This is a genomic window from Streptomyces sp. NPDC052114 (assembly GCF_040680155.1).
Classification (GTDB): Bacteria; Actinomycetota; Actinomycetes; order Streptomycetales; family Streptomycetaceae; genus Streptomyces.
In genome coordinates this window covers 150,727-163,294 of the sequence record NZ_JBFAWC010000002.1, presented here as the reverse complement: position 1 = coordinate 163,294, position 12,568 = coordinate 150,727, and the positions used below count along the sequence as shown (strand labels likewise).

Annotated in this window: 11 protein-coding genes; all 11 read right to left on the bottom strand. The window is 70.9% G+C overall.

The window, feature by feature from the left end; genetic code table 11:
- Nucleotides 1-5 precede the first annotated feature (5 nt).
- Nucleotides 6-1,172, bottom strand: a complete 1,167-nt coding sequence (gene ispG / locus AB0L89_RS04905; RefSeq protein WP_365134391.1) for a flavodoxin-dependent (E)-4-hydroxy-3-methylbut-2-enyl-diphosphate synthase — start codon at nt 1,170-1,172, stop codon at nt 6-8.
- A 4-nt stretch (nt 1,173-1,176) separates the two neighbouring features.
- On the bottom strand, nt 1,177-2,199 hold the full coding sequence (gene hpnH / locus AB0L89_RS04900; RefSeq protein WP_365134388.1) for an adenosyl-hopene transferase HpnH: 1,023 nt from the start codon (nt 2,197-2,199) through the stop codon (nt 1,177-1,179).
- Nucleotides 2,200-2,204: 5 nt separating this feature from the next.
- The gene (locus AB0L89_RS04895; protein WP_365134385.1) at nt 2,205-2,858 is read right to left on the bottom strand and encodes a 1-hydroxy-2-methyl-2-butenyl 4-diphosphate reductase; all 654 of its coding nucleotides are present in this window, start codon (nt 2,856-2,858) and stop codon (nt 2,205-2,207) included.
- Nucleotides 2,858-4,861, bottom strand: a complete 2,004-nt coding sequence (gene shc / locus AB0L89_RS04890) for a squalene--hopene cyclase (RefSeq protein WP_365134382.1) — start codon at nt 4,859-4,861, stop codon at nt 2,858-2,860. The genes AB0L89_RS04895 and shc overlap by 1 nt, the downstream gene beginning before the upstream one ends.
- Nucleotides 4,862-4,965: 104 nt before the next feature.
- Entirely contained in the window at nt 4,966-6,099 is a 1,134-nt protein-coding gene (locus tag AB0L89_RS04885) for a polyprenyl synthetase family protein (protein ID WP_365134379.1), read from the bottom strand.
- Nucleotides 6,096-7,505, bottom strand: a complete 1,410-nt coding sequence (gene hpnE, locus AB0L89_RS04880; RefSeq protein WP_365135554.1) for a hydroxysqualene dehydroxylase HpnE — start codon at nt 7,503-7,505, stop codon at nt 6,096-6,098. The genes AB0L89_RS04885 and hpnE overlap by 4 nt, the downstream gene beginning before the upstream one ends.
- A 124-nt stretch (nt 7,506-7,629) precedes the next feature.
- Nucleotides 7,630-8,580, bottom strand: coding sequence for a presqualene diphosphate synthase HpnD (hpnD, locus tag AB0L89_RS04875; protein WP_365134376.1), 951 nt, complete (start codon nt 8,578-8,580; stop codon nt 7,630-7,632).
- The gene (hpnC, locus tag AB0L89_RS04870; RefSeq protein ID WP_365134373.1) at nt 8,577-9,476 is read right to left on the bottom strand and encodes a squalene synthase HpnC; all 900 of its coding nucleotides are present in this window, start codon (nt 9,474-9,476) and stop codon (nt 8,577-8,579) included. The genes hpnD and hpnC overlap by 4 nt, the downstream gene beginning before the upstream one ends.
- Before the next feature lie 347 nt (nt 9,477-9,823).
- Nucleotides 9,824-10,576: an ABC transporter ATP-binding protein gene (locus tag AB0L89_RS04865; protein WP_365135551.1), complete on the bottom strand. Its 753-nt coding sequence runs from the start codon at nt 10,574-10,576 to the stop codon at nt 9,824-9,826.
- A gap of 61 nt (nt 10,577-10,637) precedes the next feature.
- Nucleotides 10,638-11,585: an ABC transporter permease gene (locus AB0L89_RS04860; RefSeq protein ID WP_365134370.1), complete on the bottom strand. Its 948-nt coding sequence runs from the start codon at nt 11,583-11,585 to the stop codon at nt 10,638-10,640.
- A 95-nt stretch (nt 11,586-11,680) separates the two neighbouring features.
- Nucleotides 11,681-12,553 carry a glycosyltransferase gene (locus AB0L89_RS04855; protein WP_365135548.1) on the bottom strand — a complete coding sequence of 291 codons (873 nt, stop codon included), beginning with the start codon at nt 12,551-12,553 and terminating at the stop codon, nt 11,681-11,683.
- Nucleotides 12,554-12,568: the final 15 nt, after the last annotated feature.

The window sequence follows — 12,568 nt, the reverse complement described above, 5'->3', positions numbered from 1 at the left end:
TGCACTCAGTTCACGGTGACGGCGGGCGCCCCTGACGGGGTCCCGTCGCGCTCCATCCGTGCGGCGATCTTCATCGCCTCTTCGATGAGGGTCTCCACGATCCTGGACTCGGGGACGGTCTTGACGACCTCGCCCTTGACGAAGATCTGCCCCTTGCCGTTGCCGGACGCGACGCCGAGGTCGGCCTCGCGGGCCTCGCCGGGGCCGTTGACGACACACCCCATGACGGCGACGCGCAGCGGCACCTCCATGCCGTCGAGCCCGGCCGTGACCTCGTCGGCCAGCCGGTACACGTCGACCTGGGCGCGCCCGCAGGACGGGCAGGAGACGATCTCCAGGCGGCGCCGGCGCAGGCCCAGCGACTCCAGGATCTGGATGCCGACCTTGACCTCCTCGGCGGGCGGCGCGGACAGCGAGACGCGGATGGTGTCCCCGATGCCCTCGCTCAGCAGCGCGCCGAAGGCGACGGCCGACTTGATCGTGCCCTGGAAGGCGGGGCCGGCCTCGGTGACGCCGAGGTGGAGCGGGTAGTCGCAGGCCTCGGCGAGCTGCCGGTAGGCGTTGACCATGACCACCGGGTCGTTGTGCTTGACCGAGATCTTGATGTCCCGGAAGCCGTGCTCCTCGAACAGCGACGCCTCCCACAGCGCCGACTCGACGAGGGCCTCGGGGGTGGCCCTGCCGTACTTCAGGAGCAGACGGCGGTCCAGGGATCCGGCGTTGACCCCGATGCGGATCGGCGTGCCCGCGTCCTTGGCCGCGCGCGCGATGTCGCGCACCCGGTCGTCGAACTGCTTGATGTTGCCGGGGTTCACACGGACCGCCGCGCACCCCGCGTCGATCGCCGCGAAGACGTACTTCGGCTGGAAGTGGATGTCCGCGATCACCGGGATCTGGGACTTCCGCGCGATCGTGGCGAGCGCGTCCGCGTCGTCCTGCGTCGGGCAGGCCACCCGCACGATCTGGCAGCCGGACGCGGTCAGCTCCGCGATCTGCTGCAGCGTCGCCCCGATGTCGGACGTACGCGTGGTGGTCATCGACTGCACCGAGACCGGCGCACCGCCCCCCACGGCCACCGGCCCGACCTCGATGCGCCGCGAGAGGCGGCGCTCGGCGATCGGCCGGACCGGCAGCTCCGGGAGGCCCAGAGAAACGGGCTCTCCAGGGGTCATGACGTCACCCGCGGTTTCCGGAGACCGTCTCGCGGGCCGCGCGGATGGACTCCTTGAGGGAGCCCATGGTGGCGAGGACGGCGGTGGGTTCGTAGCCGCAGTGCGCCATGCAGTTGGCGCAGCGCGGGTCCTTGCCGCGGCCGTACTTGCTCCAGTCGGTCTCCTCGATGAGCTGGCGGTACGTGGGGACGTAGCCGTCGCTCATCAGGTAGCAGGGGCGCTGCCAGCCGAACAGCGAGTAGTTGGGGATCGCCCACGCGGTGCACGGGAAGTCGGCCTTGCCCTCCAGGAAGTCCAGGAAGAGCGGCGAGTGATTGAGCCGCCAGCGGCGCCGGTTGCCGCCCGCGAAGGCCTTCTTGAACAGTTCCCTGGTCTGGTCGACGCCCAGGAAGTGCTCCTGGTCGGGCGCCTTCTCGTACGCGTAGGCGGGCGAGAGCATCATCTCGTCGACCTGCAGGTCGTCATTGAGGAAATTCAGGACCTCGATGATGGTCTGCGGGGTGTCCGTGTTGAAGAAGGTCGAATTGGTGGTGACCCGGAAGCCGCGCCGCTTGGCCTCCTTGATGGCCGCCACCGCCTCGTCGAACACCCCCTCCTTCGCGACGGACTCGTCGTGCCGCTCCCGCATGCCGTCGATGTGCACGGCGAACGCGAAATACGGCGAGGGCTTGAACTTGTCCATCTTCTTGCGCAGCAGCATGGCGTTGGTGCACAGGAAGATGTACTTCTTCTTGGCCACCAGCTGCCGCACGATCTCGTCGATCTGAGGGTGCATCAGCGGCTCTCCGCCGGCGATGGACACCATCGGCGCACCCGACTCGAGCACGGCGCCCACGGCCTGGGCCACCGGCATGCGCTGCTTGAGCACACCGGCCGGGTGCTGGATCTTCCCGCATCCCTCGCACTTCAGATTGCAGGCGAAGAGCGGCTCCAATTCGACGATCAGCGGGAACTTTTCCCGCTTGCGGAGCTTCTGTTCAAAAAGATACGTAGCGACCTTGACGGACTGACGCAGCGGCATGGCCATCTGGCTCACCTCCGGGGGAGCAAAGAAGAACGGTGCCATTCAAAGAAAGCGGGAAGCACGGCACGAAGAACGCGGAAAGCCGATATTCCACCGCGTACCGTGCCGATGCGGACGAGTTCGTGCTGTGGGGCGTCCACGACCACCCGGACGGCCGCAACGGGCCGCCGTCCCGCGCGCACGGCGCTGTGCAGGGTCGCGGCGGACTCCATGTCCACGGCGATCGCGCCCGTGGCCAGGAGGTCGCCGCGCTCGTGGCCGCGCACGACGTGGTCGGAACCGGTGAGCGGTCCGGTGTGCACGGTGCGTCCGGGCACGGCCCGCACCAGCTCCTCGACCAGCAGGGCGGTCCCCGTGCAGGGGGTGCTGCCACGGGCGTCCCGGGTCTCCTCGGCGACGACGAGGTCGCCGGGGTGCATCCCGGGGGCGAGTCCGGCGCAGAAGCCGGTCGCCAGGACGGCCGCGTCCCGCAGGGGGTCCTTGCCGAGCGCCCCGCTGACGGCGCGCTCGGCGTTCTTGGGTCCCATGCCCGTGCGCAGCACGGTCAGGGGTCCGGGCGCGCCGCTGCGGTCGCCGGTGCGCAGGGCGAGGTGCTCGATGCCGAGCGCGCAGGCGATCAGCAGCGGTGCGGGGCCCGGCCGGGGGGCCGGGGTCCGGTCCATCAGCTCCCCTTGCCGGAGCGTTCGGAACCGTTCGCGAAGGGATCTCCGTTGACGTACCTGCCGAGCGCGGTCAGCGGGAAGACCTGCCGGTACAGGTGGTAGTTGATGGAGAAGTCCCACGGGAAGCCCGTGCCGGTGAAGTACGGCTCGTCCCAGGAGCCGTCCTCGCGCTGCGTCTCGGCCAGCCAGTCGATCGCGCGCTCCACGGCCTTGGACTCGCGCTCGCCCGCCGAGAGCAGCGCGAGGAGCGCCCAGGCGGTCTGCGAGGCCGTCGACGTGCCGTGGCCCGCCCAGCCGCGCTCGCGGTAGGAGCGCAGGTCCTCGCCCCAGCCGCCGTCGTCGTTCTGCACGGACTCCAGCCAGGCCACCGCGCGACGGATGGCGGGGTGCGAGCCCGGCAGTCCCGCCGCGACGAGCGCGGGCACCACGGACCCCGTGCCGTAGACGTAGTTGACGCCCCAGCGTCCGAACCAGGCGCCCTCGGGCTCCTGTTCGGCCAGCAGCCAGGCGATACCGCGGCGGGTGCGCGGGTCGTGGGACCTGCCCTCGACGGCGAGCATCTCCACGACGTGGCCCGTCACGTCGGCGGACGGCGGGTCGATGACCTCGCCGAAGTCGCAGAACGGCAGGCGGTTGGGGAAGGCGCTCGTGTTGTCGACGTCGAAGGCACCCCAGGCGCCGTTCTTCGACTGCATGCCGAGGTTCCAGCGCACCCCGCGCTCGATGGCGTTCTCCACGCGCGCCTTGTCCGGGTGCTTGACCCGGCGCAGCGCGAGGGCGACCTCGGCGGTGTCGTCGATGTCGGGGTAGTTGTCGTTGTGGAACTCGAACGCCCAGCCGCCCGGCGTCAGTCGGGGTCTGCGGACCGACCAGTCCCCCGGCCGCACGATCTGCTCGCCGAGCATCCAGTCCGCCGCCTTGACCAACTGCGGGTGGTCGGCGGGCAGTCCGGCGTCCGCGAGCGCGATGGTGGCCAGACAGGTGTCCCACACGGGCGACTGACAGGCCTCGATCATCCGCGCGCCGTCCTCGCGCCACACGGCGAACCGGTCGAGGGACTCCAGACCGGCCCGCAGGACGGGGTGGTCGAGGTCGTAGCCGAGCAGGTGCAGCGCGATGACGGAGTAGACGGCGGGCGGCTGGATCCCGCCCCAGCAGCCGTCGTTCTCCTGGCGCTCGATGATCCAGCGCGCGGCGCTGTTCATCGCGGTCCTGCGCAGCCGGCGCGGCGCGACCTTGCGGTAGAGGTGCAGCGCCTTGTCGAGCCGCTGGAAGATCCCGTCCCAACTCGCCACGGGAGCAAGGGGCTTGGCCGGGCGCGGCCGGCGCGCGTCGGTGTGCAGCTCGTCGAGCGCGAAGGGCGCGGGGCGCACCGGCCGCTTGGCGGAGACGATGGTGAGCGGCACGATCGTCTGCCGGGCCCAGCAGCCGAAGTCGTAGATGTTGAGGGGGAACCACTTGGGGAAGTAGATGAGCTCCGGCGGGAGTTCGGGCAGGTCGTCCCACTTCCACCAGCCGAACAGGGCGAGCCAGATGCGGGTGAAGACGCGGCTCGCGGCGATGCCGCCCTGGTCGCGGACCCACGCGGAGGCCTTGGCCATGTGCGGGGCGTCGGGCGCGTCGCCGGCCAGGCGCAGGGCGACGTACGCCTCGATGGTGGTGGAGAGTTCGCCGGGCCCGCCGAAGAAGGTGGCCCAGGTGCCGTCGTCGCGCTGCTCGCCGCGGATGAAGAGCGCGGCGGCGTGCGTGGTCCGCTCGTCCCGGATCCCGAGGAACTGCCGCAGCAGGAGGTCCTCGGCGTCCATGGTGACGTTGGTCTCCAGGTCGCCCTTCCACCAGCCCTGGGCGTCCTGCCGGGAGAGCAGGAACTGTGTGGAGCGTTGTATGGCGCGCGCGGCGGCTTCCTGCGTGCCCGCCGCCGCGGCGGACGTGTCGGTGGTTTCGCTGGCCGAGGCTGCGCGGGGCGTGGCCGCTCCGGTGCTTCCGTCGGTCGTCGCTGTCATGGCTTCCCCTTCGTGCAGTGCGATGGCTACGTCTGCTGTGGGTCCGCCGTCGGCCGACGCGAAGCGTCGGCCGGCGACTGCGAGTCATATGCGGCCGATAGTGATCATCTCTCTCGTACGACGACGAAGTCCGCGAGCGCGACGAGCTGCGCCCGCACCCGGTCCGGCATCTCGATGGTGTCCAGCGCCTCGACGGCGACGGTGTGCTGGCGCCGGGCCTCCTCGGCGGTCCACGCACGGCCGCCCGCCTCTTCGATCAGGGCGGCGCGTGCGGCGAACTCCTCCTCGGAGAAGCTGTCGAAGTCATTGCTCTTGGCGTCGGCGGCGAGCAGCTCGCCGAGCCGCTCGGACGCGGGGCCGCCCGCGGCGAGCGCGGCCACCACCGGCAGGGACTTCTTGCGCTGGCGCAGGTCGCTCCACGTCTGCTTGCCGGTGGCCTCCGGGTCGCCCCAGATGCCGAGCAGGTCGTCCACGGCCTGGAAGGCGAGGCCGAGGTGGTAGCCGTACTTCTCCAGCGTGTCGGCGGTGCGGTCGTCGGCCCCGCCGAGGACGGCACCGATGGAGACGGCGCAGGCGAGCAGGGCGCCGGTCTTGTTGCCCTCCATCTCCAGGCACTCCTCGACGGTGACCCGCTCGCGGTGCTCGTAGCTGATGTCCTGCGCCTGGCCGTCGATCAGCGCGCGGGTGGCGGTGGTGAGGCGGCGCGTGGCGCGGCCGGCCTCGACGGTGCCGAGTTCCAGGAGGATCTCGTTGGCGAGCGCGAAGAGGGCGTCGCCCACGAGGATGGCCTGCGCGGGGCCGTGCACCTTCCACACCGTGTCGCGGTGGCGGCGCTGCTCGTCGCCGTCCATGAGGTCGTCGTGCAGCAGCGAGAAGTTGTGCACGAGCTCGACGGCGACCGCGCCGGGCACGCCGACCTCGGGCGCCGCGCCCGCGGCCTCGGCGGAGAGCAGGGCGAGCGCGGGGCGCACGGCCTTGCCGCCGTCGCCGTCGGACGGGTTGCCCGCCGCGTCGATCCAGCCAAAGTGGTACGCGGCGACGGTGTCCATGGGAGGCGCGAGGCGGTCCACCGCGGCCCGCAGCACCGGGGTGGCCAGCGTCCTGCCACGCTCGAGCAGTGAGGTCACGTCCACCGTGTCGGCAGCCGCCTTTTCGGCCGGGGGCACAGTCGGCACAGTTTCTCCTCTTGTTCCGGTGCGGGGTTTCTGGGGACCTGACCCCAGAAGATCGAGCTTCACGCCGCCGCCTCCTCGAATGCGAAGAGGTGATCGCGGGGGCGATCGAGGGTGGAGAGGGCGGCTTCGGCCGCGGTGATGCCGCTGCGCACGGCGCCCTCCATGGTCGCGGGCCACCCGGTGGCGGTCCACGCGCCCGCGAGGTAGAGGCCGCGGGCCTTGGTGCGGGCCCCGGGCCGGAGCCTGCCGACGCCGGGGGTGGGCGCGAAGGTGGCGGTGCGCTCGCGGGTGACGAAGAAGTCGCGGACCTCGGCGCCGTGCGCGGCGGGCAGCAGCCGCTCCAGTTCGGGCAGATAGCGCTCTCGCAGCGCGGCGACGGGCGCGTCGATCTCGTCCTGGGCGGCGGACTGCGACAGCGCGAGGTACTGGCCGTCGGTCAGGCCGGCGGCCTCGGTGCGGTCGAAGACCCACTGGACCGGGCTGCCGAGCGCGGCGAAGAAGGGCCGCTTGAGCACCTTGCGGCCGTACACGACGTGGATGTTGAGGATCGGCGCGGTGTCGATGTCCAGCAGCCGGTCGGGCCGCTCCAGGGCGCCGTCCGGGAGCAGGTCGTGCGCCTCGTGCTGCGGCACGGCGAGCACGACGGTGTCGGCCTCCAGCGTCTCGCCGGGAACCTCCACGCGCCAACCGCCGTTGTCCGTACGGGAGATGGAGGTGACTCGTGTCTTCAGTTCCGTACGGACTCCCGCGGCGTCGAGCGCCTTGCGGGCCAGCTCGTCGTGCAGATCACCCAGGGGCACCCGGGACCAGCCGATGTCGGCGGCGCCCGGGTCGGAGAGCAGTCCCGTCTTGAACACCATCGCGGCGAGCCCCAGCGAGGCGTCGCCCGCGACGGCGTTCAGCGTGGCGACGCCCACGAGGTCCCAGAGGGCCTCGATGGCGCGCTGCGACTGCCCGTGCCGCGCGAGCCAGCTGCCGAAGTCCTGGCCGTCGAGCGCGGGGTCGGCCGGGTCGAGTCCCTTGAGGGCGAGCGCCGCGCGCCCCACCTTGGCGCGCTCGGCGACCGACAGATGCGGATAGGTGGCGAGGCTCGCCGCCAGGTGCAGCGGCACGGGAAGCGCGGTGCGCCGCAGCCGCCCGAGCCGATTGCGGTCGGCGTCGAGCACCGGCACGTCGAGACGTTCCTGCAAGGGGGCGAGGTGTGTGCCCTCGACACGGTCGAGGAACCAGCGGTAGGCGGTGCAGCAGCGCAGGTAGACGTGCTGGCCGTTGTCGACGGTCAGGTCGCCGCGCCGGAAGGAGAAGGCGAGCCCGCCGAGCCGCGGCCGCCCTTCGAGCAGCGTCACACGCAGCCCCGCGTCGGCGAGCGAGAGCGCGGCGGTGACACCGGCGAGTCCACCGCCGACCACTACGGCGGCCGCCCCACCGGGGCGGCCTTCGGCATCCGCGCTCAGCCCATCGGGCCGCATGTCGTCGCTCTTCATGCACCCTCCCCTTCGACCGTTGCAGTCTTGGACGCGACCTTCGAGCGGAGGGTTGCCCGCCGCTTCGCGCAGGTCGCCCCAGCCGCCCCACGATCACCCCGGATACCCGTCACGCGCGCCTCCTGACGGTCTGGCGTGACACGTTCCGCGCGTCCAGACCGGACAGACCGCGCACGGCGACGTACGCCTTCTCGCGGCCCGGCAGCGAGACACGGCCCCGCAGGACCGCTTCCGGTTCGCGCTCGATGCGGTCGAGCAGGCGGCGGTAGATGCCGGCCATGGCCGCCACACAGGCACCACTGCGCCGGTCCAGCATCGGCAGCAGGCGGTAGCCCTCGGCGAACAGCGCCCGCGCGCGGCGCACCTCGAAGTGGACGAGGCCCGCGAAGTCCGATCCGGCGGGCGGCTCGGAGCCCGAGAATCCCGCGGAGCAGCCGAACTTGGCGAGGTCGTCGGCGGGCAGATAGGTCCGTCCGCCCTCCGCGTCCTCGCGAACGTCCCTGAGAATGTTGGTCAGTTGGAGCGCGAGGCCGAGCGTGTCGGCATACTCCGGCGCGCGCTCGGCGTGGAGCGCCCCCCGCTCGGTGCCGAACACGCCGAGCGAGAGCCGCCCGATCGCCCCGGCCACACAGCGGCAGTAGACCTTCAGGTCCTCCCAGGTCTCGTACGTCTCGCCGCGTACGTCCATCAGGACGCCGTCGATCAGCTCGTCGAGGCCGCCCATCGGGATGGGGAAGTGCTCGGCGGCGTGCGCGAGGGCGACGGCCACCGGGTCGGTGTCGTCCTCCTCGACCTCGCCCGCGCGGATCCGGGCGAGCAGCGCCCGGGTGTCGTCGAGGCGGTCGGCCTTGACGTCCGGCGCGAGCGCGCCGTCCCCGATGTCGTCCACGCGCCGCGAGAGCGCGTAGAGCGCGGACATGGCACGCCGCTTGGGCGTCGGCAGCAGCCTGATGCCGTAGGCGAAGTTGCGCGCCTGCTGTCCGGTGATGGCCTCGCAGTAGCTGTACGCGGCGAGCACCGGCGCGGACACATGCGGATCCGACTCCACGGTCCGGCTCACCCCTCTCCTCGCAGAACCGCCCCTGCTTCGCGCAGCAATCGGGGCGTGGTGGGCTTGGGTGGTCCAGGAAGCACGTCGTAACCGGCGGCGACGATCGCCCGGACCGCCGCCCTTCCCCCTGCCACGAACCCCGCCAGCAGCAGCTTCAGCCTGCCGTGGACGCTACCCACCAGGGGGGTGCCTTCATTCAGGAGGTCACGGGCGCGTTCCGTCTCGAAGGCGACCAGAGCACGCACCGACGCGCCGGCCGTCGGCCGAGCCAGATCGGCCTCGCTCACGTGGAACCGCTTCAGGTCCTCGGCGGGCAGGTAGATGCGGTCGCGGCGCAGGTCCTCGGCGACGTCCTGGATGTGCTCGACGATCTGGAGCGCGGTGCACACGGCGTCCGACCTGCGGATACGTTCGGGGGTCGCGGTGCCGGTGAGGGCGAGGACGAGACGGCCGATGGGGTTCGCGGAGAGCGCGCAGTAGGCGACGAGGTCGTCGTACGTCTCGTAGCGCGTCACGAGCTGGTCCTGGCGGTTGGCGGCGATCAGCGCGAGGAAGGGCTCGGCCGTCACGCGCCCGCGCTCGGCGACCGGCCGCAGCGCCCGCAGCAACGGGTGGCCGGACCGGCCGTCGCCGAAGACCCTGCCGAGGTCGGCCTCGACCGCGTCGAGCAGCTTCAGCGGATCCCGGGCGTCGGCCTCCGACACCCCCAGGCACCGGGCGTGGGCGGACCCGGGCGGGAGGTCGCCGTCGCCGATGTCGTCGATGAGGCGGACCACGCCGTACACGGCCATGAGGTCCTCGCGCCACGCCCTGGGCAGGAAGAAGGGCGCCACGGGGAAGTTCTCGTCCGCGGCCTTGTCGAGGACGGCGGATGCATCGCGGAGCTGGAGATCATCCGTAGCCATTGCCGTCACATCTCCCGTTCTACACTGCCGACCCAATACATCCTATTTCGGACACGCCGCCCGGTCCTTCGCGAGGTACGCCGTGCTCTGAGCCGGAGCGCCGCGCCATATCGCCCCACTTGCCGCGAATCAGCACCGGTACAGCTTACGTTGTACAACCCAGCACGCATCGTCGGGGTGTTCGGCACATCACAACAACACACCAATTGGCGTCAATCTTCCCTGCGCGCCGGTGAGTTGAGGGATTCACGAGGCTCCGTGAACCCTATGACACGACAGGGCCCCGCCGGATCGTTCCCGGCGGGGCCCTGCTGCCGAACGGGTGCTTGCCCGATGGCTCGATCGGGCTACTTGCCCGTGAACTTCTCGTACTCCTTGATGACCTCGTCGGTCGGCCCGTCCATGCGCAGCTCGCCGCGCTCCAGCCAGAGCACCCGGTCACAGGTGTCACGGATGGATTTGTTGTTGTGGCTGACCAGGAAGACCGTGCCGGCCTCCTTGCGGAGCTCGCGGATGCGGGCCTCGGAGCGCTTTTGGAACTTGCGGTCGCCGGTGGCCAGCGCCTCGTCGATCATGAGGACGTCGTGGTCCTTGGCCGCCGCGATGGAGAAACGCAGGCGCGCCGCCATGCCGGAGGAGTAGGTGCGCATCGGAAGGGTGATGAAGTCGCCCTTCTCGTTGATCCCGGAGAAGTCGACGATCTCCTGGTAGCGCTCCTTGATCTGCTCCCGGGACATGCCCATGGCCAGACCGCCGAGGATGACGTTGCGCTCGCCCGTCAGGTCGTTCATCAGGGCCGCGTTCACCCCGAGCAGCGAGGGCTGGCCGTCGGTGTAGACCTTGCCCTTCTCGGCGGGGAGCAGGCCGGCGATGGCGCGCAGCAGGGTGGACTTGCCGGAGCCGTTCGAACCGATCAGGCCGATGGCCTCACCGCGGTAGGCGGTGAAGCTGACGCCCCGCACGGCGTGCACCTTGCGCACCCCGCGCTCCTCGCCGCGCCTGAGGATGCGGCTCAAGGCGGAGGTGGCGCTGCCCTTGCCCGTCTTGGCGCCGTTGACGCGGTAGACGATGTGCAGCTCGTCGGCGATGACGGTGGGGATGTGGCCCTTGCCGGCGTTCGCGTCCGCCTTGTCGGTGTTGCCGGTGTTGCCGGTGTTGTCGTCAGCCACGGCCGTACCGCTCCTCAGCCTTCCAGAAGTACACGAACCCGAGCACGCCGAGCAGCACGGCCCAGCCCACGGCGAAGGCCCACACGTGCGGCGGCAGGTACGTCGAGCCGTAGTCGTCGATCATGGCGTACCGGATCAGGTCCATGTAGATCGAGGCCGGGTTCCACTGGAGCACGTCCCCGACCCAGCCGGGCACGCTCTCCTTGTCGGCGAGCATCGCGGGAATGCTGAACATGACGCCCGAGGCGTACATCCAGGTGCGCATCACGAACGGCATCAGCTGCGCCAGGTCGGGCGTCTTGCTGCCCATCCGGGCGAAGATCAGCGCGAGCCCGGTGTTGAAGACGAACTGCAGGAGCAGCGCGGGCACCACCAGGAGCCAGGACAGGGCCGGGAAGATCCCGAACGCCAGCATGATCACGACGAGCACGATCATCGAGAAGAGCAGCTGCTGGAGCTGCTGGAGCGCGAAGGAGATCGGCAGCGAGGCCCGGGGGAAGTGCAGGGCCCTGACCAGCCCGAGGTTGCCGGAGATCGCCCGCACGCCCGCCATGACCGAGCTCTGCGTGAAGGTGAACACGAAGACGCCGGTCACCAGGAAGGGCACGTAGATCTCGTGCGGGATGCCCTTCCTCGCGCCCAGCAGCAGGCCGAAGATGAAGAAGTAGACCGCCGCGTTCAGGAGCGGTGTGGCCACCTGCCACAGCTGGCCGAGCTTGGCCTGGCTGTACTGGGCGGTCAGCTTCGCCTGCGAGAAGGCGAGGATGAAGTGGCGCCGTCCCCAGAGCTGGCGGACGTACTCGAAAAGTCCGGGCCGGGCGCCGCTGACGGTCAGACCGTACTTGGCGGCGAGGTCGGCCCGGGAGAGCCCGTCATCGGGCGACGGAGTCGACAGGGATGCTGTCACGGCGACCCCGCCGTCATGCGTTGTCTCACTCACGAGTGGAAACTTTCGTCTTCAGATGCGCAGCCGGTCGGGCGTAGGCGTGGGCCAGGGACCGGGGTATGGCCCAGATGCTCTCAGACCCGAGCTTGTCAGATGACAGGAGGTCGGCCCAGTCGGGTCAGCCGCCACACCGTACGCCACTTCATGGGCCTGCGCGGTCCGCAGGGCGTGGTCCAGCCCTCCTTGAAGCCGCCGAACCAGGCCTTCAGGGCCGGGCCCGAGGGGCGCCGGGCGAGGGTGAGGAGCAGCCAGACGCCGAGGTAGACCGGGACCAGGAGCGCGGGGAGGTTGCGGCGGGCCAGCCAGACGCGGTTGCGGGCGACCATGCGGTGGTAGACCGCGTGCCGCGAGGGGGCCGTCGTCGGGTGGAAGAGGACCATGTCGGAGCGGTAGTCGATCATCCAGCCGGCGTTCAGCGCGCGCCAGGCGAGGTCGGTCTCCTCGTGCGCGTAGAAGAACTCGTCCGGCAGCCCGCCGACCTCGGCGATGACCTTCGTGCGCACCGCGTTGGCGCCGCCCAGGAAGGTGGTCACGCGCGAGGAGCGCATCGGGTCGGCGGCGCGCAGGCGCGGCACGTGGCGGCGCTGGGTCTCCCCCGTCTCCGGGTCCGCGATGCGGAAGCTGATGATGCCGAGCTCCGGGTCGGCGGCGAAGGCCTCGCGGCACAGCTGGGCCGTGTCCATGTTCGCGAGCAGGCCGTCGTCGTCCAGGAAGAGCAGGATGTCGACGTCGGTGCCGCCAGGGCCGAAGGCCTCGATGCCGACGTTGCGGCCGCCGGGGATGCCGAGGTTCTCGGGCAGCTCGACGGTGCGCACACCGGCGGGGACGTCCGGCACGGGGGCGCCGTTGCCGACCACGACCACCTCGACCGGGTCGCCGTCCTGCTTGGCGACCGAGTCGAGGAGGGCGCGCAGCTCCTGCGGCCGGTTGCCCATCGTGATGATGACGGCGCCGACCTTCATCGTCTTGCCCCCTGC